Origin of the sequence: Pseudomonas bubulae (assembly GCF_037023725.1) — a bacterium.
Taxonomy (GTDB): domain Bacteria; phylum Pseudomonadota; class Gammaproteobacteria; order Pseudomonadales; family Pseudomonadaceae; genus Aquipseudomonas; species Aquipseudomonas bubulae.
Map to the genome: position 1 here is coordinate 2,535,949 of NZ_CP146077.1, position 26,519 is coordinate 2,562,467.

Genomic DNA, 26,519 nt, shown 5'->3' on the forward strand with positions numbered 1-26,519 from the left:
ATAATCGGGCCTTAATCCCATGACCTTTTAATCGGCTTATTTACGCGGGTATCAGCATGCATGTACTGGTTTGCGAAGACGACGAACTGATTGCCAGCGGCATCAAGGCCGGGCTGACGGCACAGGGGCTGACGGTTGAGCATGTGAGTACCGCCGCCGCAGCACGGGCCATGCTCAAGGCTGCCGAGTTCGACGTCATGGTGCTCGACCTGGGCCTGCCTGATGAAGATGGTCTCAAGCTGCTGCAGCAGTTGCGCCAGCAGGGCCTTGAATTGCCGGTGCTGATCCTGACCGCCCGTGACTCGGTCACCGACCGTGTCGACGGCCTGCAGGCCGGTGCCGATGACTACCTGCTCAAGCCCTTCGACCTGCGTGAACTCGCTGCCCGCCTGCATACCTTGTTGCGCAGGGTGGCCGGGCGCAGCGTCAACCTGATCGAACATGGCAGCCTGACCTACGACCCCAGCAGCCGCGTGACCCTTCTGGGCGGCCAGCCGGTGGACTTGTCCCGTCGCGAGCAGGCGCTGCTGCAAGCCTTGCTGCACAACCGTGGACGGGTGCTGTCCAGCGAGCAACTCAAGGACAGCATCTATGGTTTTGGCGACGAGCTGGAAAGCAACGCCTTGAACGTGCATATCCATCATCTGCGACGCAAATTGGGTAACGGTATCGTTGAGACCGTGCGTGGCCTGGGCTATCGCCTGGGCCCGGCCGACAGCGCAGAGTCCGAAGCACGATGAGCTTGCGTCTGCGTCTGAGCCTGACCATCGGTTCGGCGTTTGTGCTGGTGTGGGCTCTGGCTGCGGCCTGGATGCTCAGCGACCTGCGTCAGCAGATGATGTTCTCCCTCGACCAGCGCCTGGTGGCCTCGGCTCGCATGGTCGCCGGGTTGCTGGAGCAGCTGCCGCAATTGCCGGTCAAGGGCGAGGGCACCCATTTCAGTGCCGAGCAACTGACCATCCCCGGCGGCATGGCCTGCCAGGTCAGTTCGCTGCGCGGCGAGGTTCTGGCCCGCAGCCACAACAACCCTGACCAGCCGATGCAATCCCTGGCGGCGGGTTTTCATGATCAGGTCATCGATGGCGCGACCTGGCGCACTTTCACCCTGGACCGTGGCGATGTGCGTATCACCACGGCCGATCGCCAGGTCGAGCGCGAGGCCTTGAACCTGTCGGTGCTGCTGGCGGCCTCGGTGCCGGTGGGCATGGCATTGATCGTCTGTTTGCTGCTGCTGTGGCTGGGGATCGGCCAGGGGCTGGCGCCACTCAACCGCATGCGCGATGCCCTGATGCGGCGTGATGCCGATTCGTTGCAGCCGTTGCACATTTCACCGTTGCCCGGCGAACTGAAACCGCTGCTCGACTCACAGAATCAGCTGTTTGCCCGTATCGCCAAGACCATCGAGCGTGAACGTCGCCTGACCGGCGATGCGGCCCACGAGCTGCGCAGCCCGCTGACCGCGATCAAGACCCACCTGCAAGTGGCGCGCATGACCGACGGCGAGGCCCGCGAACAGTCACTGGCCCATGCCGAGGCCGGTGCCGACCGCCTGCACCGCACCCTGGAGCAATTGCTGTTGCTGGCGCGGGTCGAGGGCAGCCTGTCGTTTGACGACGGGGTCAATTGTTCGGCCGCACAGGTGGCGCATTTCGCGGTGCACGATGCGGCGGCTGGCGATGGTGAGCGTATCTGCCTGCAGCTGCCGCCCGACCTGCCGGACACGGCGCTCGAAGTGCCTTCGGTACTGGCCATCGCTGCGCTGCGCAACTTGCTGGACAACGCCTTGCGTCATACCCCGGCGGGCACCCGGGTGGAGTTGACCGTGGCCGTTGAAGGTTCACAGGTTAAATACCAGGTCCGTGACCACGGCCCCGGTATCCCTGCCGAAACCCTGCAACACATGACCCAGCGCTTCTGGCGCAATGGCAACAGCAACGGCTGCGGCCTGGGCCTGGCGATTGTTCAGGCGATTGTCGAGCGTTGCCGCTGTGAACTGAGATTCGACAGCAAGCCCGATGGTTTGCGGGTTGAATTGCGCATGCCGTTGAAAAGGAGCGCTTGAGGCGCATCCCCTGTGGGAGCGGGCTTGCTCGCGATACAGGCAACGGGGTCTTGCAGGTCGTTTGAGGTGATGCCATCGCGAGTAAGCCCGCTCCCACAATAAGAGCGACTTTCGGCCGCCCACGGTACGAATACGCTCCAATGTACTGATTTCGTTACAACTTCAGTCGGACCATGGTTTACAGTACCCGCGCTCCAATGAACCACCCGCAAACGCTTATTTGTGGAGTGATTCCATTACACACAAACAGACTCCACGGCGCATAAACGGCCCGCTTGACCTCTTGTACGGTGCTGGCACAGAACGTGCTCATGTCCCTTTGTCCGCTCTGGGTAAACATGATGTTTATCTGGTCCAGGGACCCCGTACAAGAACAATAAAGAGGATGATTCATGCAAAATCACCGACCTGATACCCAGGAACCGGAGCTGCAACGCAGCCTGTCCAATCGCCATATCCAGCTGATCGCCATTGGCGGGGCCATCGGTACCGGTCTGTTCATGGGCTCGGGCAAGACCATCAGCCTCGCCGGTCCCTCGATCATCTTCGTCTACATGATCATCGGCTTTATGTTGTTTTTCGTGATGCGTGCCATGGGCGAGCTGTTGCTGTCCAACCTCAAGTACAAATCCTTTATCGACTTCTCCGCAGACCTGCTGGGCCCCATGGCCGGATACTTCACCGGCTGGACCTACTGGTTCTGCTGGATTGTGACCGGCATTGCCGATGTGATCGCGATCTCCGGCTATACCCATTTCTGGTTCCCCGATATCCCGTTATGGCTGCCTGCCATCGGCTGCGTCGCGTTGCTGCTGTCACTGAACCTGATCACGGTGAAGATGTTCGGCGAACTGGAGTTCTGGTTTGCCATGATCAAGATCGTGGCCATTTGCGCACTGGTCTGCACCGGGCTGTATATGGTGACCACGGCGTTTCAGTCACCCACCGGCAATTCGGCATCGCTGGCCAACCTGTGGAATGACGGCGGCATGTTCCCCCATGGGCTGATGGGCTTTTTCGCCGGTTTCCAGATTGCCGTGTTTGCCTTTGTCGGCATCGAGCTGGTGGGCACCACTGCGGCGGAGACCAAAAACCCGGAGCGCAACCTGCCGCGGGCGATCAACTCGATTCCGCTGCGTATCATCATGTTCTACGTGTTTGCGCTGATTGCGATCCTGGCGGTCACCCCGTGGCGTGATGTGGTGGCTGACAAAAGCCCGTTCGTTGAGCTGTTCATGCTCGCCGGTTTGCCCGCAGCCGCAGGCATCATCAATTTCGTGGTGTTGACCTCGGCAGCGTCTTCGGCCAACAGCGGTGTGTTCTCCACCAGCCGCATGCTGTTCGGTCTGGCAATGGATGGCGACGCGCCGAGCAAGTTCAAGAACCTGTCGAGCCGTGCGGTACCGTCCAATGGCCTGATCTTCTCCTGCATCTGTCTGCTGGCGGGCGCGCTGGTGATTTATGTGGTGCCCAACCTGATGGAGGCCTTCACCCTGATCACCACGGTATCGGCCACCTTGTTCATGTTTGTGTGGACCATGATCCTGCTGTCCTACCTGGCCTATCGTAAAAAGCGCGATCACCTGCACCGTGCCTCGAAGTACAAAATGCCGGGTGGCAAGTTCATGGTCTGGGTGTGCCTGACCTTCTTCGTGTTTATCCTGACTTTGCTGGCGCTGGAAGATGACACTCGCCAGGCGCTGTACATGGTGCCGGTGTGGTTTGTGGTGCTGGGCCTGGGCTATCGCACGGTGCTGCGCAACAAGCAGGAGGCTGCGGACCTGGCTTGCCAGACCGACTGATGGCCGCTTCACGACATTGATTCTGCCCGGGGGGCGGCACAGGGCGTGCCGCCCCTCGTTGTTTGCTGTCAGGGAGTGCCAGGCCATGCGAATTCACGTTACCTTCAAAGACCGCGTCGGCATCACCCAGGAAATCCTGATGCTGCTGGGCGCGCGCAATCTCAACCTGGACGCGGTGGAGATGAGCCCGCCGAATGTCTATATCGATGCACCCACTCTGTCGCAAAAAGTGCTGGAGGAACTCCACCACGCCTTGCTGGGGGTAGCAGGGGTGCAGGCTGTGGACCTGGTGGACATCCTCCCGGGCCAGCGCCGCCGCCTGCAACTGGAGGCCTTGCTGGCCGCCATGAGCGACCCGGTGATGGCGGTGGATCCCGACGGCTGCGTACTGCTGGCCAACCCCGGGCTGACGGATCTTTATGGCAGCGACCCCACCGGTGAGCCGTTGTCGAATCTGTTCGCGGCCCCTGACCTGGCCCGTACCCTGATCGATAAAGGCTTTCGCCTGCCCATGTGCGAAGTGAATTTCAAGGGTCGCGACCTGCTGCTCGATGCCACGCCCATCAGCGGCGGCAGGGATGTTCTGGTGGGCGGGCTGTTGACCCTGTATCCGCCGAGCCGTATCGGCGAGCGGCTGGCGTCCTTGTTGCGCGACCCGGCTGAAGGGCTGGAGGCATTGCTCGGCAAGTCACTTGTGCTGGAAGAACTCAAGACGCGGCTGCACAAAGTGGCGAGCCTGGATGCGCCGCTGCTGATCCAGGGCGAAACCGGCACCGGCAAGGAACTGGTGGCCCACGCCTGTCATGCCATGAGTGCCCGCCGCGATGCGTCGTTCCTGGCCTTGAACTGTGCAGCGCTGCCCGAGAGCCTGGCCGAAAGCGAGTTGTTCGGCTATGCCGCCGGGGCCTTTACCGGTGCCCAGCGTGGCGGCAAGCCGGGGCTGCTGGAATTGGCAGACCGTGGCACGGTGTTTCTCGATGAGGTGGGGGAGATGTCTCCGTACCTGCAAGCCAAGCTGCTGCGGTTTCTCAGCGACGGCTGCTTTCGACGTATCGGCGGCGAGCGCGAAGTGCGGGTCAATGTGCGGGTGCTCTGCGCGACCCACCGCGACCTGGAGCGCATGGTGAGGGAGGGGACTTTCCGTGAGGATCTGTATTACCGTCTTAACGTCCTCAATTTGCTGGTGCCACCGTTGCGCGACCGTGGCATGGACATTCTGCTGTTGGCCGAACACTTTCTGCGCCAGGCCTGCGAACAGATTCACCGCTCGCCCTGTCAACTGGCTGTGGCGACCCATCCGCTGTTGCTGGGCAATCGCTGGGCGGGCAATGTTCGGCAACTGCAAAACGTCATCTTCCGCGCGGCAGCCACCAGCGAGGGCGATGTGATTGATTGTGGGGATCTGGAACTGGCGGGTACCGAGCTGACCGGCCAAAAGGCGGCCAGCGAAGAAGTGACCAGCCTGGAAGCGGCGTGCAAGGCTTTGAAAAAACCTTGCTGGAGCGTTACTACGTGGCCTATCCATCGACCCGGCAGTTGGCCTCCAGGCTGCAGACGTCGCATACCGCCATTGGCCAGCGGTTGCGTAAATACGGCATAACCTCGCGTTCGTAACCCGCACCGCTGAACTGTAGATACTCTGTTGTAGATCAAGCCCTATTGTGGGAGCGAGCCTGCTCGCGAACGACCTTCGCGAGCAGGCTCGCTCCCACAGTTGCAGTTTTTCCTGTAGCCGCTGAGCTCCTCAGCGGCTGCATTCAGTGCGCGCAGCGTACGTTGGTTCGAGTGGTGTGATTCTGCTCCAGTGGAATGATTTCGCTCCGTACCCATCCTGACCCCGCCCTTGCGGGATCAACCCGCCAGACCCTCTCCAGAGCTGGAGCAGTTTCACTCCACTGCTTTCGTCACAATGCGTTCTTTTTTATTTAAGTTATTGATTTTAAAGGTTTTTTAAAACTTGGCATTGCCTTTGCTCTTGTCCTGTCAGTTGCGTCTGTTCGTCCTGCACCAGGACACATTGATAACAAGAGAAAAGTCCATGAGCACTCTGCGTTTTACTCCTGAACACGAATGGCTGCGCCTGGAAGCATCGGGCCATTTGACCGTTGGCATTACCGACTTTGCCCAGCAGGCACTGGGTGATGTGGTGTTTGTGCAGGTACCCGAGCTGGGGGCGTTCGAGGCAGGTCACGAAGTGGCCGTGCTGGAGTCGGTCAAGGCAGCCAGCACTATCACCATGCCGCTCACCGGAGAGGTGGTGGCCGTTAACCAGGCTCTGGCCGATGACCCGGCACTGGTCAATGCCTCACCCATGGGCGAAGGCTGGTTCTTTCGTATTTGCATCGAAGACATGTCGGCTTTCAACGATCTGCTCGACCAGCAGGCCTATGACGCCTTTGTTGCCGAAAACGGCTGATATCGCCGCGCAGGCATTGCTTGAATCTCTAATAAAAAGGAAATCCCTCATGTTCCATAAAAGCCTGACCCTGTCCGATTTCGACCCCGCCCTGTTCGACGCCATTACCCGCGAGGCGCAACGTCAGGAAGAGCATATCGAGCTGATCGCCTCGGAGAACTACACCAGCCCGCAAGTAATGCAAGCCCAGGGCACCGAGCTGACCAACAAATACGCCGAAGGCTACCCGGGCAAGCGTTATTACGGCGGCTGTGAGCACGTTGATGTGGTCGAACAACTGGCCATCGACCGCGCCAAACAACTATTCGGCGCAGGCTATGCCAACGTCCAGCCGCACTCCGGTTCACAAGCCAACGCGGCGGTATACCTGGCGTTGCTGCAAGCAGGCGACACTCTTCTGGGCATGAGCCTGGCTCACGGCGGCCACCTGACTCATGGAGCCAAAGTCAGTTCATCGGGCAAACTGTACAACGCGGTGCAATACGGCACCGACGCCAATGGCCTGATCGACTATGACGAGGTCGAACGCCTGGCCCTGGAGCATCGGCCCAAAATGATCGTGGCCGGGTTCTCGGCCTACTCCAAGACCCTGGATTTCCCGCGTTTTCGTGCCATTGCCGACAAGGTCGGGGCGTATCTGTTTGTGGACATGGCCCATGTCGCCGGGCTGGTGGCGGTCGGTTTGTACCCCAACCCGCTGCCTTACGCCGATGTGGTCACCACCACCACCCACAAGACCCTGCGCGGGCCGCGGGGCGGGCTGATTCTGGCCAGGGCTGATGCCGATCTGGAGAAAAAACTCAACTCGGCAGTATTCCCCGGCGGGCAGGGCGGCCCTCTGATGCATGTAATCGCTGCCAAGGCGGTGTGCTTCAAGGAGGCGCTGCAACCAGGCTTCAGGGACTACCAGTTCCAGGTGATCAAGAATGCCCAGGCCATGGCTGAAGTGTTCAAGCAGCGCGGCTATGACGTGGTTTCCGGCGGCACCGACAACCACCTGTTTCTGGTCAGCCTGATCCGCCAGGGCATTACCGGCAAGGATGCCGACGCAGCACTGGGCCGTGCCCATATCACTGTCAACAAAAACGCTGTGCCCAACGATCCGCAGTCACCGTTCGTGACCTCGGGCCTGCGTATCGGCACCCCGGCGGTGACCACCCGTGGCTTGCAGATACCCGAGTGCCGTGCGCTGGCCACCTGGATCTGCGACATCCTCGACCATCCGGGCGATGCGGCGATCGAGGCCCGGGTTGCCCGTCAGGTCGGCGAGCTGTGCGCACTGTTTCCAGTGTATTCGGCCTGAATGCATACCCGTGTGGAGCCAAGTCATGAATGCACCATTGCCTGTTGCCAGCCGCCCGCAGCCCTTGCAGACCGGGGTAAAACTGCGGGGAGCCGAGAAGGTGGCGCGTATCCCGGTGAAGATCCTGCCCACCGAAGAAATCCCGCGCAAGCCAGAGTGGATCCGCGTGCCCATTGCCACCTCGCCCGAGGTGGCACGGGTCAAGGCGCTGCTGCGTAAGCACAAGCTGCACAGTGTGTGCGAAGAAGCGGCCTGTCCAAACCTGGGCGAGTGTTTTTCGGGCGGTACAGCGACCTTTATGATCATGGGTGATATCTGCACCCGGCGCTGCCCGTTCTGCGACGTGGGGCACGGCCGGCCCAAGCCTCTGGACAGGGACGAGCCGAAAAACCTGGCGATTGCCATTGCCGACCTGGGCCTCAAGTATGTGGTGATCACTTCGGTGGACCGTGATGACTTGCGCGACGGCGGCGCGCAGCACTTTGTCGATTGCCTGCGTGAAATCCGCAAGCTGTCGCCCGGTGTGCAACTGGAAACCCTGGTGCCCGACTATCGCGGGCGCATGGATGTGGCGCTGGCGATCACTGCGCAGGAGCCCCCCGATGTGTTCAACCACAACCTGGAAACCGTACCGCGACTGTATAAAGCCGCACGCCCGGGGTCGGATTTCGGGTGGTCACTGGATTTGCTGCAGAACTTCAAACACCGGGTGCCCCATGTGCCGACGAAGTCGGGGCTGATGCTGGGGCTGGGCGAGACGGACGAAGAGGTGATCGAAGTGATGCGGTGCATGCGCGAGCATGAGGTCGACATGCTGACCCTGGGCCAGTACCTGCAACCTTCGCGCAGCCACCTGGCGGTACAGAGGTTTGTGCACCCTGACACCTTCGCCTGGTTTGCCGAAGAAGGGTTGCGCATGGGCTTCAAAAACGTCGCCTCGGGGCCGTTGGTGCGCTCGTCCTATCATGCGGATAAACAGGTGCAGGGAGGCACATCGGCTTAGCCGGGTGCCACAAGCCCGCTCCCACAAGTACAGGGTTTACTTCTGAACAAGAGCCTTGATGATCGCTTCAATGTTGCCCTGCAACTCAGTCACGGGATCGGTGCCATCGGCACCGATTACCACCAGCTTGCTGCCACCCTCGGCAATGGCTTTTTGTACCTCGGCTGAAGGCTGGCGATGGTCCAGCACCAACGCCACTTCATTGTTTTTCAGGGTTTGGGTCAACCCTTGCAGTGATTCCGGTGTCCAGGTTTCATCACCCTTGTGATTGACCTCGACCCGCTCCAGATTCAACCCGCCAATCAGGTAATCCAATCGGTCGGACAGGCTCACCACACTCAAGTTGTCCGCCTGGGCCAACTGCGCTTCGCTGTCGGCGCTGAGCTTGAGCAGGCGCTGCTTGAGGCTCGCCAGATTGGCTTCGATCTGCGGCTTGGCATCCGGTGCCAAGCGCACCAGATCGGCAGCGATCACATCCGCCATGCGCCCCATATTGTTGCTGGTCAGCCACGGTTGGCTATTGAGACCATCGACATGAACACCTGGTTGCACGGCAATGCCCGGCAGGCTGCCGTCCACCGGCCGCGCTGAGTCCACTTCAACAATGCGGATATTGCTGCGCCGCGCCATCGGGTACAGCGGATCGTCGCTCCACACGGAGCGCAGGCCGATCACCGCATCGGCTTTTGTGGCCAGCGAGTGCAGGGCCGGCGCACCACGGCTGCTGAAATAGGCGCTCTGGCGGCTGCCCGGCAGGTTGGCCGGTGCTGCCCGTTGCAGTTTCACGCCGCTGTCCTTGAGCAGCAGTTCGCTCAACCCAAAGGTAATCGGCAGGCTGGCCAGTACGGTGGTTTCGGCCAGCACCGGGGTGCTCAACAGACCGGTGAGGGCCAGGGCGAGGGTCAGTTTGCGCAGAGTGAACATTTATCCAATATTCCCTTTCAGGCTGGGCACCACGCCACGGGCGATGGCGGCGAGGGCGAAGGCGATGCCGGCCATCAGAATGATCGCGGCACCGGACGGGATCGGCAGGTCAAACACGATGGGCAGCAGAATGCCGCACAGGGTGCTGACGGTGGCGATCAGCACCGAGATCCAGAAAAACCCCTTCAGCGACTGGCTGAGCAATCGTGCCGCCGCCGCAGGAATCACCAGCAGGGCGCCGACCAGAATCGCGCCGATAACTTTAACGGCGGCGACGGTGATCAGCGTCACCAGAATCACGAACAGGTAATCCAGCGCCTTCACGGCCACCCCGCGTACAGCGGCCAGTTGCGGGTTGAAGCTGGCCAGCATGATGCGGTTGTACAGCGGCAAGCTGAGGCCCAGCACCAGCGCGCCGACCACGGCCAGTACCAGCAGGTCGTTACCGTTGACCGTCAATACCGAACCGAACAGCACGTTTTCGAGGATGTGCACGTTGATCTTGCCGGCCAGAATCAGCAGCAGGCTCGCGCCCAGGGCCAGCGACACCGAGAGGAACACTCCGATCAGCGTATCCGGTGCCAGCCCGGTGCGGTTGCGCAGGTAATTGAGCGAAATCCCGAACAGCAGGCAGTAGCCGAACAAGCTGCCATAGGGGCCGGTGTAGGGTTCGCCGAGCAGGATGCCGATGGCCACGCCGGTCAGTGCGGCATGGCCCACGGCCTCGGAAAAAAACGCAAAACGCTTGACCACTACCAGGGTGCCCAGGCCACCCAGCACGGGGCCGATCAGCAAGCCTGCGAGCAGGGCGTTGACCACAAAGCCATACGCCAGTACTTCTGGCAGATAACCGGCAGACGCCCAGCCCTGGACTAGCAAGCGGAAGGCTTCGTAACTCATGAAAGGGCGCTCCCGTGAGCCTTGGGATGGGTCGAAAACAGCGTGAGCAAACGTTCCGGGCTCAGGGTTTGCTCCGGCGCCCCGTCGAACAGCACCTGGCGGTTGAGCCCGGTGACACGCTCGGCCAGGCGCTTGACGGCGGCCAGGTCGTGTTCGATCCACACCACCGTGACCCCGGCCCGGCGCCAGTCTGTCAGCAGCCGCTCAAACACCTGGGCACCGGCTTCGTCCAGGGCTGACATGGGTTCATCCAGCACCAGCAATTGCGGTGCCGGGATCAGCCCCTGGGCCAGCAGCACCCGCTGGCGTTCACCGCCGGACAGCGCGCCCATGCGCCGCTTGCGTTTGTCTTGCATGCCCACCCGTTCCAGCGCTTCGCCGATGGCCGGGGCGACCTTGCGCGACAAGCCCATAAAGGCCGGGCGACGCTGGCACATGGCGGCCATAAAGTCATCGACGGTCATCGGCAGGCCACGGTCGAATTCCAGTGCCTGGGGCACATAACCGATTAGCCCCGGCTCACCGGGCCAGTTCAGGCACAGGCGACCCTGATGGGGCATTTGCCCCAATAGCGTCTTGATCAGCGAACTTTTACCGCCGCCGTTGGGCCCTACCAGGGCATGCACACTGCCAGGGCGGATGCTGAAGCTGACATGATCGAGAATGGGCGTGCGCCCCAGGGTCAGCGACACCTGGTCAAATTCGACCCCCGGCCCGCAGGCCGTGACGCAGAGGCGTTCGGCGGCGGTCATGCGCCGGCCTCCTGGATTGCCCGGACCACGGTATTGAGGTTGCCGGTCATTTCTTTTTCGTACTTGTCGGCGCTGTAGTCACCGTAGGAAATGTGCGACAGCGGGTACAGCCTGACCCCTGACTCGCGCTGGATGGTGTCGACGTAAGTGGACGGGAAATCCATCTCGGAGAAGATCACCTTCACATCCAGTTCGCGCAATTGGTCGATGGTTTTCTTCAGTTGGCTGGGGCTGGGCTCGATACCGTGGGCAGGTTCGACCACAGCCGTCACTTCCAGGCCAAACTCGCGCAGCAGATAGTCGTAAGCCGCGTGCACCGTGGCTACGCGCAGGTCGGCATTGGGCGCCTGGGTCAGTTTGGCCAGGGCATCTGCGCGCATCTGGCGCAGGCGTTTGCCGTAGGCGCGGGCATTGGCGGTGTAAGCCTTGGCGTTGGCCGGGTCGAGCTTGCCCAGTTCACGGGCAATGTTGTTGACCTGAGCGATCGAGGCGCTGATGGACAGAAAGGTATGCGGATTGACCACCTTGCCTGCACCCCGTGCCGCGTTACCCGTGGCGGCCAGCAGCGGTACGTTCTGGTTGGCCTCGATCACCGGGATCTGCGGTTTTTCGCTGGCCTCGATCATGCGGTCGGCGAAGTCATCATGGCCCACACCATTGAGCACGATGACATCCAGGGTGCCGATGCGCTTGATGTCTTCAGCGCGGGGCTCGTAGGCGTGCGGGTTGAACCCGGCCGGAATCAGCGGCACCACTTCAGCCCTGTCACCGACGATGTTTTTCACATAGCTGTAGTAAGGGTGCAGGGTGATGCCGATACGCAGCGGCTTGGCCAGGGGCGCGGGCGCGGTGTCGGCGCTGACCAGGGGAGGCAGGCAAAGGGCGAACAGGCTGGCCAGCAACAGGGTGCGGCGGCGCAATACAGATGAAATCGACATGGCGAGCAGTCTTCTCTCAGGGCAAGCGGTGGGTTCAGTGGCGGTGCTGACGGGTAACCCCGGCATCGAATTGCGCGATCACTTGTTGCCAGCCACTCTGGTTGAGGGCGGCATCGTCAAGGTCGGCAGGGACACTGGCGCCGGGATTGCGGTTAAGCCACACGTCCGGTTGGTCGCCAATGCGCAGCAGAAACGAGCCTGCCACTTCAGGGCTGGGGCTCAGGCCCAGGTACGCCTGCTCGCCGAGCAACTGCCAGGCGTGGTTGCCACGGCTCACCGAACTGGCGTCTTGGGCAAAGGGCGCGAAGCCTTCTTCGGCCAGTTGCGCGGGTTGGGGCAGGGCGGCGGACTCTTCGCGCAGCAGCAGGATTTCGTCCAGGGTGACCCGCAGGTCGGCATAGATCCCTTGTTCGGCGGCATTCAGGTCGCGGCGCGCATCCAGCTGATGGGCCGCCACCGACGTCACCTCGCTGGATTCATGACGCCAGGCCACCACCGAGCCGGCCACGGTCACAATCAGCAGGCACAACAGCAGCACATACAGGGTTTCATGCCCCGCCCCGGCCGGGCGTACGACTTGAGTACTCATGGGGCCTCGATATCGGCTTGGTCGATTTCAACGATATGCCCGGGGCCGGCGTCGAACAGTACATAAAACTCGGCATCCGGACGTTTGAAGGTCAGGGTCGAATCGGCCCCCAGCTTGCCGGGTACCAGGATGGTTTCGTCGTAGCCGATCACGTCCAGGGTCACCCCCGGTGCGCCGCTGCCATCAGAAAACCCGCCGGTGCAGCGGATTTGTCCGTCTTCAATGGCCTTGCATTCGCACATCGGGTTGTGGGCCTGTGCCTGGCTGCAAACGCCGATCAAGGCGATCAGGGCCGTTGCCAGGGCAGGTGTTTTAAACAGGCGCGCATGCATTATTTCGCTCCTCGTTGGGCCAGCCAGGCGAGGGTTGCCGGTGAGGCCTGGCTCAGGGGAATGGCGGCCTGGTGCATGGAGCCGTCCCACCCTTCGAGGGTGATCCACAGCTCGGCATCGGCCTTGGTGCGTTCCGGGATGGGCAGGGTGGCGCCCATGCGATAAGGCGTGCCGAAGAAAATCACCCCGGCGGCGCGCAGGCTGCGCGGTTTGCCGATACGCAGGTAGGCGGCCTTGACCTGATCGATGCAGGTGTCACACAGGGCCGCGTTAAAACTTTTCATATAACCTGCCGGGCCATCGGGGCGCGGGGCCTCGTTGCGCAACTCGGCCAGTTGCAGGCTCCAGGGGCCGACCTGCACGGTGCCGATGTCGCGCTCGCCCAGGCCGCTGTCGCCGCGAAACAGGGAAGCGTCGGCAAAGTACTTGGGCATAAAGCCCAGCGGCACCAGTAACAGCAGGACATTGATGTGAAAGCGCCATTTGTGCCACAGCCGGCTCAGGGTGGACGCAGGCTGTGCAGCCGCTGCCTTGCTCATACATTGGCCTCTTCGTGCTGTGGTTTATGCGCCGAGACGGCGGCTGCCCGCCGGGGTTTTTCGCTGCGTTTGAGGGCATTGGCGGTGGCCAGGGCCGTACGTTTGGTCCAGATCAACAGGCCGCTCAACACCATCATGCTGAGAATCAGGCCGAAGAAGAACCAGATCAGCTTGACCCACAACCCGCCAAAATCGCCGGTGTGCAGCGGGCGCATGGACTCGGTCACCAGCTCCAGCCCGGAGCGGTCGGCAATCATCCGTGAGCCTTCGATTGCGCCGTTGTACGGGTTGATGTCGGCAGTCTGGAACAGCAGCGGGTACCAGCCCGGGCCGCCCACCTCGATATGCCCGTAGGCATTGCTCGGCAGGCTGACAAAGCTGGCTTCCAGCCCCGGGATGTTGTCGGCGGCAATCTTGACCGCCTGATCGAGGCTGATCTGCGGTGCTGGCTTGCCGTCCGGCATAAGCGGCACATCCTGGCGGGCCACAACCGGCGGGTTGCCTGCGGTCGAGATGGAGATCTGGTTATCGAACATGAAAGCCTGGATCAGGAACCACAGGCCGGTGATGGAAATCACTGCAATAAACCAGATCGACCAGATGCCGCACAGGCGATGAAAATCCCCCCAAAAAATCCGCGCCCCGTGTTTGAAACGCAGGTTGGGCTTGAAAAAGCCTTTCCAGAACTTCTTGTAGACCACCAGCCCGGTGATCAGCGATGCCAGCAGCGGCAGGCCGAGGAATGACACCAGGTACCAGCCCCAGCTATAGCCGTTGGTAAAGGGCACCAGCCACCAGCCGTGGAGGGCGCGGGTAAAGGCCTTGAAGTCAAAGCTGGGGCTTTCGCCCTGGATCACCCCGGTATAGGGACTGATATACAACGATGGCGAGCGGCCGTCCGGGTACACCACGCTGGCCACCAGGGCAAAGTGCGACTCGTCCGGGCGGCTGATCGACTGTACGGCCAGCGTCGGTTCGGCCTTGTGAATGGCGCTCAGTACCTGCTCGTAAGTCAGCAGGGGTGCATCATCGGCCGGTTGTGTGGCACGGGCCTCGGGGGTGGCCAGCCAGACGATCTCCTGGCTGACCACAGCCAGCGTGCCGGTCACGCAGACAATCAGCACAAAGAACCAGATGGGCAGGGTCATCCAGCTGTGAACCAGGAACCAGAGTTTTGAACGGGATTTTTTGGACATGGGAAACGGCAAACTCGCGGCGGGGCGGGTGTGTAATCGCCATTGAGAAGCGACTGCTTATCCATGTAGGACGGATGAGAAGAGCAAAACCCGAAGCTAGATATGTAAAAAATTGTTTCTTGTTCTCATTCGCTTGTAGCAGCTGACGAGCGGAGCGAGGCTGCGTTCGGCGGCGCAGCCGTCGTGAAGTCAAGCGTCTCGGTGTGTCAGGTAGATTGAGTGTTCAGGTTTTACGACGGCTGCGCCGCCGAACGCAGCCTCGTTCCTTCGGCAGCTGCTACAAGGGCCAGTATCACCCTAGAGACCGCCCCAGTTTCCAGTACCCCATCAAGGTCAGGCCCGAACGGTCCATGCCGCACTCATGGACGAAAAACCGCCTGATTGCCATCACCGCCATCGATTCTCCGGCTACCCAGGCATAAAACTCATTGTGTTTGGCGCTGGCCCGATCCCATAGGCGCTGGTTATCCAGATCCAGCTCTTGCAGTTCAGCGCACGCCCGGGCCTGCATGCGTCTGGGCGGCAGGCTGGCCAGTTCGCGGGCGGCCAGGAGCATGCCATCGCCATGCTGTTTGCCCAGGCTGGCACGCGGCAACCAGTGCACCTTGGTGTTCGGGCCACAGAGCAGGGGCTGGCAGTCGGCTTCTTGAGGAACTTCAATAAAGGCCTGGACCTGGGGGGTGTCGGGGTGCAGGGCAAGTTCTTCAAGGATGCCGGCAATGGCTGGCAGCGCAGTTTCGTCGCCGATCAGCAACAGTTTGCGCATGCCTTGCGGTGGCTGCCATTCATAGCCACCGGGGTCGTCGGTGCAGGCTGCATTGGGCGCTGCGATCTGCAGGCGATCCCCCGCCCTGGCCTGGCTAGCCCAGCGTGTGGCGGGGCCGGTGACGCCGTGGAGAACGAAGTCGATATCCAGTTCGCCGGCCTCTGTGCGCAGGTTGCGAAGGGTGTAGGAGCGCATGGGTGGCACTGACTCGGGGCTCATATCCCGCAGGGGCGCTCGCCAGTCGCTCTGTTTGGGCAGGTTGGCGGTGGCGCCGTTGGCGCTGGGGAACAGTAGCTTGACCCGTTGGTCGGGTGCCAGGGTGCGCATCAGCGCCACATCGCTACCGCTGAACACAAAGCGCGTCAGTGACGGGCTCAAGGTGATGCGGTGCTTGAGCTGGATATCGAACAGACGATATCCCGCAGGCTTGCTCAGACGATTGCGCAGGTTTTGCACCAGGGTGGCAGCGGTGGACATAACAGCACCTCAATAGCAGGAGTCGTCTTGTATAACGAGCCATTGCGCGCCGAATTTAAGGGGCTGGGGGTTAGGCGCCGAACCCGATCTGTGCAATCAGCCACAGGTTGGCGCAACTGATGACTGCAAACAGAAACCACGCCAGCAGCCGCGTCGGCAGTCGGTTGGCGAACGGGCCCATAAGGCGTCTGTCGCTGGTCATGCGGATCAGCGGGTACAGGGCAAAGGGCAGTTGCAGGCTGAGTACCACCTGGCTGAGGATCAGCAGCTTGCCCACCGCATCGTCGCCCATCAGCCACACGCCCAGGAATGCAGGCACCAGCGCCAGCCCGCGGGTGATCAGGCGCCGTTGCCAGCAGGGAATCTTCAGGTTCAGATAGCCCTCCATGATCACTTGCCCGGCAATGGTGCCGGTGAATGTCGAGCTTTGCCCCGAGGCCAGCAATGCCACGCCGAACAGGATGCTGGCCATGGCCCCGCCCACCAGCGGGTCGAGCATGCGGTAGGCGTCCTGGATCTCGACCACGTCGGTATTGCCGGTCTGGTGGAAAGCGGCCGCAGCGAGGATCAGGATGGCGGCATTGACCAGCAGCGCCAGGGCCAGGGAGCCGATGGTGTCGATGCGTGAAAGGCGTACGGCATCCAGTTTGCTGGCGTAGTCGCTGCCGGTCAGGCGTGTCTGGACGATGGAGCTGTGCAGGTACAGGTTGTGCGGCATCACGGTGGCGCCAATGATGCCGATGGCGATGTACAGCGGTGCTGCGTCGCTGATGGCCGACAGTGACGGTTTGAAGCCCTCGAACACGTCGGGCCAGTAAGGTTTGATCAGTACCAGTTCGACAAAAAAACAACCGACGATAGTCATCACCAGCGCCAGCATGATCGCTTCAAGTCGGCGAAATCCCCTCCCTTGCAAGGCCAGCACCAGCAAGGTGTCGAAGGCAGTGAGGGCGATGCCGGTGGTCAGCGAGCAGCCCAGCAGCAGATGGAACGCCAGCGCGCAGCCGAGTACTTCGGCCAGGTCGGTGGCGATGATCGAGATTTCCGCCAGCATCCATTGCACCCGCGCCGAGCGCTTGCTGTAGCGCTCACGGCACAGCTGCGCCAGATCGCGGCCGGTGGCGATGCCAAGGCGCGAACACAGGCATTGCACGGCCATGCCCGCGAGGCTGGCGAGCAGTACCACAAACAGCAGGTGGTAGCCGTAACGTGAGCCGGCTTCGATGGCGGTGGCCCAGTTGCCGGGGTCCATATAGCCGATGCTGATCAGCAGGCCGGGCCCGGCAAAGCGCAGCACGCGCCTGAAAAACGGCGCGCTGGCGTCGACGGGCACGCTGCCACTGACTTCGGAGGGGCAGAAGGGCGCAGTGGCGGTTGTTGGCAGGCGGAATTTCAAGCGCAGGCTCCGGGTCAGGCAGGGTGGGGCAATGGCACCGGGGTGAGAACGGGTTTGCCGGCAAAAAACGCCCGCAGGTTATCGACCACCAATTGCACCGTGGCTTCGACCGCGTCGGGTGACTGGCCGGCCACATGCGGGGTCATGACCACGTTGCCGAGGGTCTTGAGCGGGTCGGGCACCCGCGGTTCGTCTTCAAACACATCCAGCCCGGCCCCGGCGATTTTGCCGGCGGTCAGGGCGCTGATCAGCGCCTGGGTATCGACCACACTGCCGCGGGCAATATTGATCAGGTAGCCCTCGCTGCCCAGGGCGTCCAGCACACGGGCGTTGACCAGGTGATGGGTGGCGCTGCCACCGGGGGTGGCGATCATCAGGAAATCCACCGCAGCGGCCAGTTCCAGCACGCTGGCACAGTAGGTGTAGGGCGAGTCGGGGTGCGGCTGGCGGCTGTGGTAGCGGATGCTCATGTCAAAGCCGTGGGCCGCTCGTTTGGCGATGGCAGCGCCGATGGCGCCGAGGCCGATAATGCCCATGCGTTTGCCCGACAGTGACGGCTGGCGCACCTTGACCCATTCATTGCGGCGGATGCTGGCGTCGGCCTGGGGGATGCCGCGCACCACGGACAACAGCAGCGCCATGGCGTGGTCGGCAACCGATGAAGCATTGGCCCCGGCGCCAAAGGTCACGGTAATGCCCTGGTTGCTGGCGGCCTGCAAATCGACCTGTTCGAAGCCGGCGCCGATCACGCAGATGATTCGGAGCAGGGGCAGGGCGGCCATTTCATCGGCCTGCAAGCCCAGCGGGCCGCGAGTCAGCACGGCGTCGATGCGGGCGCCGTGTCGGGCTATGGCTTCGGCGCGGCTGGCGGGGGTGGGCGCAAGGATCAGCTCGTAGCCCTGGTTCTCCAGCATATGCAGGTAATCGTTAACGCTCTCTACCAGCACCAGCACAACGTGGGGCATAGGTCTCTCCAGCCAGGGGATGTCGGGAATGAGCCGAGATTAACACCGGTATAGGCTGTTTTTCCCCGTATCAATTCGATACAAACGCTCTATTACAGCTTTTTTCAACCGTGTGGCGGCCGGGCTGAGTCCTGTACTGGAGCCGGGCCGGGTCGGCCTGTTACCATTCGCCCTTTGTTTTATCTTCACTTCGAGACCGCCCATGACCACCGTTCGCACGCGCATTGCGCCATCGCCTACCGGCGACCCCCACGTCGGCACCGCTTACATTGCTTTGTTCAACTACTGCTTTGCCAAGCAGCATGGCGGCGAATTTATCCTGCGGATCGAAGATACCGACCAACTGCGCTCGACCCGCGAGTCCGAGCAGCAGATCTACGATGCCCTGCGCTGGCTGGGTATCACCTGGAGTGAAGGCCCGGACGTCGGCGGCCCGCACGGCCCGTACCGTCAGAGCGAACGTAGCGACATTTACAAGAAATACACCCAGCAACTGGTGGATATGGGCCATGCGTTCCCGTGCTTCTGCACGAGTGAAGAGCTGGACCAGATGCGCGCCGAGCAAATGGCCAAGGGCGAGACCCCGCGCTACGACGGTCGTGCGCTGCTGTTGTCCAAGGAAGAAGTGGCTGAACGCCTGGCCGCTGGCGAACCTCACGTAATCCGCATGAAAGTGCCGACCGAGGGTGTCTGCGTGGTGCCGGACCTGCTGCGCGGTGACGTTGAAATCCCGTGGGACCGCATGGACATGCAAGTCCTGATGAAAACCGATGGCCTGCCGACCTACTTCCTGGCCAACGTGGTCGACGATCACTTGATGGGCATCACCCACGTACTGCGTGGCGAAGAGTGGCTGCCATCGGCACCCAAACTGATCCTGCTGTATGAATACTTCGGCTGGGAACAACCGCAGCTGTGCTACATGCCGCTGCTGCGCAACCCGGACAAGAGCAAGCTGTCCAAGCGCAAGAACCCGACTTCGGTGACGTTCTACGAGCGCATGGGCTTTATGCCTGAAGCGATGCTCAACTACCTGGGCCGCATGGGCTGGTCGATGCCGGACGAGCGCGAGAAGTTCTCGCTGCAGGAAATGGTCGACAACTTCGACTTGAGCCGTGTATCGCTGGGCGGGCCGATTTTCGACGTTGAAAAGCTGTCCTGGCTCAATGGCCAATGGCTGCGTGATTTGCCGCTGGACGAGTTCGCCAGCCGCGTACAGCAATGGGCGCTGAACCCCGAGTACATGATGAAAATCGCGCCGCTGGTACAGGGCCGTGTCGAGACGTTCAGCCAGATTGCACCGCTGGCCGGGTTCTTCTTCTCGGGCGGCCTGCAGCTGGATGCCAAACTGTTTGAGCACAAGAAGCTGTCCAACGAGCAAGTGCGTCAATTGATGCAGTTGATCCTGTGGAAGCTGGAAAGCCTGCGTCAGTGGGAAAAGGACGCCATCACCGGCAGCATCCAGGCCGTGGTTGAAAGCCTGGAGTTGAAGCTGCGTGATGCCATGCCGCTGATGTTTGCCTCGATCACGGGGCAGGCCAGCTCTGTGTCGGTGCTGGACGCCATGGAAATCCTGGGGCCGGACCTGACCCGTTTCCGTCTGCGTCAGGCGCTGGACCTGCTGGGTGGCGTGTCCAAGAAAGAAAACAAAGAGTGGGAAAAGCTGTTTAACACGATTGGTTAACAGGGCGTAAAAAACCGTAGCAGCTGCCGAAGGAACGAGGCTGGGTTCGATTGCGAAGCAATCGTAAAATCTAAATGCACGGTTTTTCAGTCAAATCGAGCATTCTGCATTTACGACGGCTATGCCGCCGGACGCAGCCTTCGGCAGCTGCTACAAGGTTTTGGTTGGGGTTTGGCCCCGTATTTACGGGGCGGGAAGGGTAAGTGGTTGTTCTCACGGCAAATTTTTTTAAAAAAGTTTAAAAATAAGTTTGACAGCCTACCCATCCAGTCTTAATATGCGCCCCGTCAACACAGCAACACGAAACAAGCAGAACGCAACACAGCAACACCCAATACTGAAAGTTTGGGGCTATAGCTCAGCTGGGAGAGCGCTTGCATGGCATGCAAGAGGTCAACGGTTCGATCCCGTTTAGCTCCACCAAATTTACTGTTCAATGCCTGGCCACACCGGCATTGAATCGACCAGCACTCAGTGCTGGTCAAGTTAGAAGGTTTGTGTCCCCTTCGTCTAGTGGCCTAGGACACCGCCCTTTCACGGCGGTAACAGGGGTTCGAGTCCCCTAGGGGACGCCAGTTTTACAGAAGCAGCACTTCGGTGATGCTCCGCCGCCAGGCGATAAATCGGGGCTATAGCTCAGCTGGGAGAGCGCTTGCATGGCATGCAAGAGGTCAACGGTTCGATCCCGTTTAGCTCCACCAATTTACAGTTCAATGTCGGGCCACACTGGCATTGGATCGATCAGCACTCAGCGCTGATCACTGTTAGAAGGGTTTGTGTCCCCTTCGTCTAGTGGCCTAGGACACCGCCCTTTCACGGCGGTAACAGGGGTTCGAGTCCCCTAGGGGACGCCACGATTACCCGCTTTGCGGGATTTATAAGGGTCATTCGATTATTGAATGACCCTTTTGTTTGTCTGCAGTTTTTTAATTCCAGCTCTTCAAGTTTCCCGTCGCCCCCTCTGCGTTACACTGCGCTCCTTATTTATGTACAGGGAGACAAGGCATGAGTTGGGATTTGGCAGCGCCGTTTATCATTGACCTGCAGGTGCAGGCCGAAGACATTGACGGGTTTGGTCATGCCAATAACGCGTCCTATGTGGTCTGGCTGGAACGCTGCGCCTGGCGCCACTCGCAGCGCCTGGGCTTGGACCTCACCGAGTACCGTCGCCTCGACCGCGCCATGGCGGTCTCTCGTCATGAAATCGACTATCTTGCCAGCGCCTACGAAGGCGATGAGCTGCAGCTAGCCACCTGGATTGTCGATTGTGACCAGCGCCTGCGCATGACCCGTCATTTTCAATTGGTGCGCCCCTGCGATGGTGTGACCCTGTTGCGTGCCCAAACCACCTTTGTCTGCATCGAACTGTCCACGGGCAAGGCCAGGCGCCTGCCGCCCGAGTTCCTTGACGGTTATGGCCCGGCTGTCGTGACGGCCTGACCGTCAGCGCCTGCGCATACCGATTGCCCGCAGAACCGCGTAAACTGCCGCACGTTTTTCATGAGAGTCACCCATGCAAATTGCTTTGGCGCCGATGGAGGGGTTGGTCGACAACATCCTGCGTGATGTCCTGACCCGCACCGGCGGTATTGATTGGTGCGTGACCGAATTTATTCGGGTCACCGAACGGCTTTTGCCCGAAGCCTACTTCCATAAACTCGCTCCCGAGTTGCAGCACGGTGCGCAAACGCGTTCCGGCGTGCCGCTGCGCGTGCAGTTGCTGGGCTCGGACCCGGCGTGCCTGGCCGATAACGCGGCATTGGCCTGTGAGCTGGGCAGCGGGGTGATCGACCTCAATTTTGGTTGTCCGGCCAAGACCGTGAACAAGTCCCGTGGCGGGGCAGTGTTGCTCAAGGAGCCCGAACTGCTGCACGCCATCTTGCTGCAAGTGCGTCGCACCGTGCCTGCGCATATTCCGGTCACCGCCAAGATGCGCCTGGGCTTCGACACGCCCGACAGCGCCAATGAGTGCGCAATCGCCCTGGCCGAAGGCGGCGCCAGCCAGATCGTGGTGCATGCGCGGACCAAAATGGATGGCTACAAGCCGCCTGCGCATTGGGAATACATTGCCCAGGTGCAGGAAGCGGTCAAGGTGCCGGTGTTTGCCAATGGCGATATCTGGTCGGTTGAAGATTGGCGTCGTTGCCGCGAAATCAGTGGCGCTGAAGACATTATGCTCGGCCGTGGTCTGGTGTCGCGCCCCGATCTGGCCGCGCAAATTGCCGCTGCCCGCGCCGGTGTTGAGGTAGTGCCGATGACCTGGGCCGATTTGCAGCCCATGATCCGCGACTTCTGGGCCCAGGCCGAGGCCCAGCTGACCCCGCGCTCGGCACCGGGGCGGCTCAAGCAGTGGCTGGCAATGTTGACCCGCAACTATCCTGAAGCGGTGGTGTTGTTCAATGCCATGCGTCGTGAAACAGACTGTGAGAAGGTCCGGCACATGGTCAACAACCCGCCTGTCGATGTGGCTTGAAGCGTCTGAAAAAAATTTCAAAAAAAGCCTTGAAATGGTTTTGACGGTCCCTATCTAAGGGGTACGCGATGCCGAAACCGGGTCGCGTAACAAAATCTCGCTGAAATCAGGAGGATGAAATTATGAGCAACGCTTTTTCAATGGCGCCACTGTTCCGTAATTCTGTCGGCTTTGACCGTTTTAGTGATTTGTTTGAAACCGCACTGCGCAACGATTCAAGCGGCGGCTACCCACCTTACAACGTTGAAAAACGGGGTGAAGACAGCTACCGCATCGTGGTAGCAGCTGCAGGCTTCCAGCAAGATGATCTGGACCTGCAAGTAGAGAAAGGTGTGCTGAGCGTCAGCGGCAGCAAACGCGAAAGCACCAGCGAAGAAGGCGTGACCTTCTTGCATCAAGGTATTGCACAGCGGGCATTCAAATTGTCCTTCCGCCTTGATGATCATATCGAGATCAAAGGCGCAAACCTGAGCAATGGTTTGCTGAGCATCGACCTGCAGCGGGTGGTGCCGGAAGAGGCAAAAGCCAAACGCATCCCGATCAATGGGGATTCGCAGCCTGCTCTGCAAAACTGATCTGAGCATGTGCCAGGCAAGAACCCCGTCCAGGTGACGGGGTTCTTTCTATCCGCAGTTTGTAACGAGCAGTACGCAGGCATTTGTCCCCGATCCTCTCCCCGGGGCAAGTGCCTGCATTTCATCTCACCCGTACTTCTTCACTTACCCGCCTGACCTGCTGTCAGCTGGTTTTTCTGCAGGTTTTTTTCGGCTTTGTAGCGCAGGGCTACGTCGGGCACACCGCCACTTTTACCGGTTTCCACCCAGTTGCGAATTCGACCGGCATCGGCGAAGTGGGTGTACTTGCCAAAGGCATCCAGAATGACCAGGGACACCGGGCGCCCACCCATTTCAGTGACCAGCACCAGGCAATGACCGGCCTGATTGGTAAAGCCGGTCTTGGTGATCTTGATATTCCATTTGTCTTTTCTGACCAGGTGATCGGTGTTGCTGAAACCCAGGCTGTAGTTGGGTTTGCGGAACGCCACGGTCTTTTCCTTGGTGGTGCTCAACTGGCTGAGCATCGGGTAATGCCGCGCCGCTGCCAGCAGCTTGCTCAGGTCGCGGGCAGTGGATACGTTGTGGATCGACAACCCGGTCGGCTCAACATAGTGAGTGCTCATCATGCCCAGGCTTTTGGCCTTGGCATTCATCGCCGCGATAAAGGCTACATAACCCCCCGGATAGTGGTGGGCAAGGCTGGCGGCTGCCCGGTTTTCCGAAGACATCAGGGTGATCAGCATCATTTCGTGACGCGACAGCTCGCTGCCGATTTTTACCCGCGAAAACACGCCCTTCATCTCCGGGGTGTCGCTGATATTGACCGAAATGGATTCGTCCATCGACTGCTTGGCATCCAGCACTACCATGGCGGTCATCAATTTGGTGACGGAGGCAATTGGCACGATGGCGTCAGGGTTGCTGGCAAAAATCACTTTGTTGGTTTGCAGGTCGATCAGCAGCGCACTGCCTGAGGCGATGTGCAGTTGCGAGGTATCCCGTGGGGCCGAAGTGCTTTCAGCCGCTGCGGCGATTGAAGAAGCACTGGTGCCTGCCAGAACTAAACACAGGCTCAAAATGGAAAGATGAATTTTCACGCAGAATGACTCAAGAAGGGTTGGGAAGTACCGGGCTGCAACGGCTGTTATACACATGACGTTACATTTAGTCAGTATGGATCAGTGGCGGCAGAAATGCCTGATTTTGCAGAGGTTTGTCAGAGAAAATCCGAATATACCGGTAAAAAGGTTGGGTGCCGCGGCGAGCCTAGCAGGAGGATGCTGTTGGTTGGCTGAACGGACTGGAGGCTTTGAAGTGCAGGCAGGCAGAGCCTGGTGCGCCGCCTGCGAGGGCTTGGCCTCGCAGGCGTGCGTGCTTACGATTCCGGTTGATAATGCAGCAAGTCCCCCGGCTGACAATCCAGTGCGATGCAAATGGCTTCCAGGGTTGCCAGCCTGATGCCCTTTACTTTCCCTTGCTTGAGCAGTGACAGGTTCTGCTCGGTAATGCCCACCCTGTGCGCCAGGTCCTTGGATTTGACCTTGCGCATGGCCAGCATGACGTCCAGCTTGATCTCGATCGGCATTTTGGCCTCTTAAACGAACTGCTGATTTTCCCGCGCCAACGAACACGCCTTGTACAGGCTGCGGGCGATGATCATAAGGGAAGCCGAGAGGAACAAGGCAACAAGATGCGACGGCTCGAAGCTGATCGTGAGCAAGCGCTCGCCCGCAGGCCGCAAAATGGTGACCCAGACACTCATGACCGGGGTTAACAGGAGGCTGGCCAGCACCCATATAGAAACGCTTTTACCCACTTTACCCAGCAACTCGGCAGATTCGGTCGAGAAATACTCGCCCTTGCTGTAGGCCAGAAACAGGCTGCGCAGGGCCAGCAAGCCTTTGGCGAGTATCAGCAGGGGGATGCTGGACAGGATTATGGCACCAGCAACCTGCCACCAGGGCATCAACGGGATGTCGGCCTGCAGTGTTTCGGTCATGGCGCTCAGGTTGAACCCGCCCACATAAGTGCCTATGGCGTTGGGGAAAATCCAGTAAGCGATATTGGCCAGCAACATACCCGCGACAAGTGCCAGCGTGGTTGTGGCCAGGATGCGGCTGCGATTGGCAAGGGGATCGGTTTTCATCGAACAGTCCTTCTGGTTCTGCTTGTGGTTGTAAAAAGCCCGGAATCCGCCCAGGGAAAGCGTATTGCCCTGCGCAGTGAAACTATCGTATTGCGATAAAAAATTACTGTAAAACGATAATATCACCCTCTGTATTAACAAATATTTCCACTGTGCCGATTAGGCAGGGCAGTGCAATTGTGTAAAATGCCGGCCCCTTGAAATTGACCGGTCGGCCTGATGACTCCTGAAGCGTTAACCACCCTGCACCAGCACTTATTGACTGCACTGCAGGCTGTGCCTGCTGAAACCCGGCGTTTGTTCCATGGGCGTGGACGTTGCTGGCCCGGGCTTGAGCAGTTGACGGTGGACTGGTTGCAAGGCGTGGTGCTGGTTTCACTGTTCAAGGAGCCCGAAGCCCTGCAACTGGCTGCACTCAAGCAACTGCTGCAGGCCATTGTTCAGTCAGCCGCGTGGCAGGCCAGCGGTGCACACACACTGGTGCTGCAACATCGCTATACGCTGCAAAGCGACACCGAATGGCTGGTGGGCGAGGCAATTGACGAATGGACGCTGACTGAAGGCGGATTGCGCTATCGCGTGGACCTGGGCCGCAAACAGAACAACGGCCTGTTCCTGGACATGCGTTATGGTCGTGACTGGGTAAGGGCCAATGCCGGGGGCAAGCGAGTGTTGAACCTGTTTGCCTATACCTGCGGTTTTTCAGTGGCCGCCATAGAAGGCGGCGCCCAGCATGTGGTCAACCTCGACATGTCCCGTGCGGCCCTGAGCCGTGGCCGCGACAACCATCGCCTGAACGGGCATGACATGAGCAAGGTGACGTTTCTGGGTCATGAGCTGTTCAAGTCCTGGGGCAAGGTGAAAAGCACCGGGCCTTACGATCTGGTGATCATCGATCCGCCGTCATTTCAGAAAGGCAGCTTTTTGCTGACCAAGGACTACCAGCGCGTGGTGCGCCGCCTGCCGGAGTTGCTCGGTGAAAACGGCACAGTACTGGCGTGCATGAATGACCCGGCACTGGGTTCGGATTTTTTGATCGATGGCGTGACCCGTGATGCGCCGAGCCTGCGTTTTGTTCAGCGCCTGGACAACCCGCCGGAGTTCCCGGACGCCGATGTCGAGTGCGGCCTCAAGGCGCTGGTGTTCAGGCAGGGCGTTTGACAGGCGAAAAAAAGCCCGCAGGGGAGGTGCGGGCAAGGGGTTCATTGAATGAGCAATGAGCGCAGCGAATATACCGCTCGTTGCGTTCGAAGACTGTGAAACAAAATTCATGGTTCTGCGGGTGCTCGTGACCGTAGC

The 26,519-nt window shown here is 60.4% G+C and carries 25 protein-coding genes, 4 tRNA genes and 1 pseudogene; 16 read left to right on the forward strand and 14 right to left on the reverse strand.

What is annotated here, in order from left to right; genetic code table 11:
* The first annotated feature begins 56 nt into the window (after positions 1-56).
* From V6L81_RS11735 to lipA, 7 genes and pseudogenes are all read left to right on the forward strand, one after another.
* A complete protein-coding gene (locus V6L81_RS11735) occupies positions 57-740 on the forward strand; it encodes a response regulator (RefSeq protein ID WP_095002735.1) in 684 nt (227 codons plus the stop codon).
* Positions 737-2,062: an ATP-binding protein gene (locus V6L81_RS11740; RefSeq protein ID WP_338659939.1), complete on the forward strand. Its 1,326-nt coding sequence runs from the start codon at positions 737-739 to the stop codon at positions 2,060-2,062. The genes V6L81_RS11735 and V6L81_RS11740 overlap by 4 nt, the downstream gene beginning before the upstream one ends.
* Before the next feature lie 392 nt (positions 2,063-2,454).
* A complete protein-coding gene (gene cycA, locus V6L81_RS11745) occupies positions 2,455-3,864 on the forward strand; it encodes a D-serine/D-alanine/glycine transporter (protein ID WP_095002733.1) in 1,410 nt (469 codons plus the stop codon).
* A gap of 85 nt (positions 3,865-3,949) precedes the next feature.
* Positions 3,950-5,478: pseudogene (locus V6L81_RS11750) on the forward strand (sigma 54-interacting transcriptional regulator).
* Positions 5,479-5,902: 424 nt separating this feature from the next.
* Positions 5,903-6,280 carry a glycine cleavage system protein GcvH gene (gcvH, locus tag V6L81_RS11755; RefSeq protein ID WP_095002731.1) on the forward strand — a complete coding sequence of 126 codons (378 nt, stop codon included), beginning with the start codon at positions 5,903-5,905 and terminating at the stop codon, positions 6,278-6,280.
* A 49-nt stretch (positions 6,281-6,329) separates the two neighbouring features.
* Positions 6,330-7,583: a serine hydroxymethyltransferase gene (gene glyA / locus V6L81_RS11760; RefSeq protein ID WP_153326524.1), complete on the forward strand. Its 1,254-nt coding sequence runs from the start codon at positions 6,330-6,332 to the stop codon at positions 7,581-7,583.
* Positions 7,584-7,608: 25 nt separating this feature from the next.
* Positions 7,609-8,586, forward strand: coding sequence for a lipoyl synthase (lipA, locus tag V6L81_RS11765; RefSeq protein WP_169916647.1), 978 nt, complete (start codon positions 7,609-7,611; stop codon positions 8,584-8,586).
* 36 nt (positions 8,587-8,622) lie between these two features.
* Here lipA and V6L81_RS11770 read toward each other — a convergent pair whose 3' ends face one another.
* From V6L81_RS11770 to V6L81_RS11820, 11 genes are all read right to left on the reverse strand, one after another.
* Positions 8,623-9,510, reverse strand: a complete 888-nt coding sequence (locus V6L81_RS11770) for a metal ABC transporter solute-binding protein, Zn/Mn family (protein ID WP_338659940.1) — start codon at positions 9,508-9,510, stop codon at positions 8,623-8,625.
* A complete protein-coding gene (locus V6L81_RS11775) occupies positions 9,511-10,410 on the reverse strand; it encodes a metal ABC transporter permease (RefSeq protein ID WP_095018972.1) in 900 nt (299 codons plus the stop codon).
* Positions 10,407-11,162, reverse strand: coding sequence for a metal ABC transporter ATP-binding protein (locus V6L81_RS11780; protein ID WP_095018971.1), 756 nt, complete (start codon positions 11,160-11,162; stop codon positions 10,407-10,409). The genes V6L81_RS11775 and V6L81_RS11780 overlap by 4 nt, the downstream gene beginning before the upstream one ends.
* Positions 11,159-12,100 (reverse strand): metal ABC transporter substrate-binding protein, encoded by a 942-nt coding sequence (locus V6L81_RS11785; RefSeq protein WP_095032205.1) that lies wholly within the window; start codon positions 12,098-12,100, stop codon positions 11,159-11,161. The genes V6L81_RS11780 and V6L81_RS11785 overlap by 4 nt, the downstream gene beginning before the upstream one ends.
* A 34-nt stretch (positions 12,101-12,134) precedes the next feature.
* Positions 12,135-12,689, reverse strand: coding sequence for a DUF6162 family protein (locus V6L81_RS11790; RefSeq protein WP_095002724.1), 555 nt, complete (start codon positions 12,687-12,689; stop codon positions 12,135-12,137).
* Positions 12,686-13,021, reverse strand: coding sequence for a hypothetical protein (locus V6L81_RS11795; protein WP_095002723.1), 336 nt, complete (start codon positions 13,019-13,021; stop codon positions 12,686-12,688). Before V6L81_RS11795 ends, V6L81_RS11790 begins: the two co-directional genes overlap by 4 nt.
* Positions 13,021-13,560, reverse strand: coding sequence for a thiamine pyrophosphate-binding protein (locus tag V6L81_RS11800; RefSeq protein ID WP_095002722.1), 540 nt, complete (start codon positions 13,558-13,560; stop codon positions 13,021-13,023). The genes V6L81_RS11795 and V6L81_RS11800 overlap by 1 nt, the downstream gene beginning before the upstream one ends.
* The gene (locus V6L81_RS11805; protein WP_095002721.1) at positions 13,557-14,756 is read right to left on the reverse strand and encodes a PepSY domain-containing protein; all 1,200 of its coding nucleotides are present in this window, start codon (positions 14,754-14,756) and stop codon (positions 13,557-13,559) included. Before V6L81_RS11805 ends, V6L81_RS11800 begins: the two co-directional genes overlap by 4 nt.
* Positions 14,757-15,048: 292 nt before the next feature.
* Positions 15,049-15,999, reverse strand: coding sequence for a siderophore-interacting protein (locus tag V6L81_RS11810; protein WP_338659941.1), 951 nt, complete (start codon positions 15,997-15,999; stop codon positions 15,049-15,051).
* 70 nt (positions 16,000-16,069) lie between these two features.
* Positions 16,070-17,395, reverse strand: coding sequence for an Nramp family divalent metal transporter (locus V6L81_RS11815; RefSeq protein WP_169916643.1), 1,326 nt, complete (start codon positions 17,393-17,395; stop codon positions 16,070-16,072).
* A 14-nt stretch (positions 17,396-17,409) separates the two neighbouring features.
* Entirely contained in the window at positions 17,410-18,360 is a 951-nt protein-coding gene (locus V6L81_RS11820) for a 2-hydroxyacid dehydrogenase (protein WP_338659942.1), read from the reverse strand.
* Positions 18,361-18,562: 202 nt separating this feature from the next.
* Here V6L81_RS11820 and gltX point away from each other — a divergent pair, with 202 nt between their 5' ends.
* The 8 genes from gltX (at position 18,563) to V6L81_RS11860 (ending at position 23,092) form a co-directional block, all read left to right on the forward strand.
* Complete coding sequence (gene gltX / locus V6L81_RS11825; RefSeq protein WP_130871711.1) at positions 18,563-20,044, forward strand: glutamate--tRNA ligase; 1,482 nt, start codon at positions 18,563-18,565, stop codon at positions 20,042-20,044.
* Positions 20,045-20,391: 347 nt separating this feature from the next.
* Positions 20,392-20,467 (forward strand) — tRNA-Ala (locus V6L81_RS11830).
* Between the two features lie 76 nt (positions 20,468-20,543).
* A tRNA-Glu gene (locus V6L81_RS11835) sits at positions 20,544-20,619 on the forward strand.
* 50 nt (positions 20,620-20,669) lie between these two features.
* Positions 20,670-20,745, forward strand: a tRNA-Ala gene (locus V6L81_RS11840).
* 77 nt (positions 20,746-20,822) lie between these two features.
* Positions 20,823-20,898 (forward strand) — tRNA-Glu (locus tag V6L81_RS11845).
* 151 nt (positions 20,899-21,049) lie between these two features.
* Positions 21,050-21,484, forward strand: coding sequence for a thioesterase family protein (locus tag V6L81_RS11850; RefSeq protein ID WP_095002275.1), 435 nt, complete (start codon positions 21,050-21,052; stop codon positions 21,482-21,484).
* A gap of 73 nt (positions 21,485-21,557) precedes the next feature.
* Positions 21,558-22,517, forward strand: a complete 960-nt coding sequence (locus tag V6L81_RS11855) for a tRNA-dihydrouridine synthase (protein ID WP_095018966.1) — start codon at positions 21,558-21,560, stop codon at positions 22,515-22,517.
* A 122-nt stretch (positions 22,518-22,639) separates the two neighbouring features.
* Positions 22,640-23,092: an Hsp20 family protein gene (locus tag V6L81_RS11860; RefSeq protein ID WP_016780349.1), complete on the forward strand. Its 453-nt coding sequence runs from the start codon at positions 22,640-22,642 to the stop codon at positions 23,090-23,092.
* Positions 23,093-23,232: 140 nt separating this feature from the next.
* Here V6L81_RS11860 and pbpG read toward each other — a convergent pair whose 3' ends face one another.
* The 3 genes from pbpG to V6L81_RS11875 form a co-directional block, all read right to left on the reverse strand.
* Positions 23,233-24,171, reverse strand: a complete 939-nt coding sequence (pbpG, locus tag V6L81_RS11865) for a D-alanyl-D-alanine endopeptidase (protein WP_095018965.1) — start codon at positions 24,169-24,171, stop codon at positions 23,233-23,235.
* 278 nt (positions 24,172-24,449) lie between these two features.
* On the reverse strand, positions 24,450-24,659 hold the full coding sequence (locus V6L81_RS11870; RefSeq protein ID WP_095002278.1) for a helix-turn-helix transcriptional regulator: 210 nt from the start codon (positions 24,657-24,659) through the stop codon (positions 24,450-24,452).
* A gap of 9 nt (positions 24,660-24,668) precedes the next feature.
* Positions 24,669-25,220: a DUF2975 domain-containing protein gene (locus V6L81_RS11875; protein WP_153328879.1), complete on the reverse strand. Its 552-nt coding sequence runs from the start codon at positions 25,218-25,220 to the stop codon at positions 24,669-24,671.
* Positions 25,221-25,439: 219 nt separating this feature from the next.
* Between V6L81_RS11875 and V6L81_RS11880 the strand changes: the two genes are divergently transcribed.
* On the forward strand, positions 25,440-26,381 hold the full coding sequence (locus V6L81_RS11880) for a class I SAM-dependent methyltransferase (RefSeq protein ID WP_095024552.1): 942 nt from the start codon (positions 25,440-25,442) through the stop codon (positions 26,379-26,381).
* The last annotated feature ends 138 nt before the right edge of the window (positions 26,382-26,519 follow it).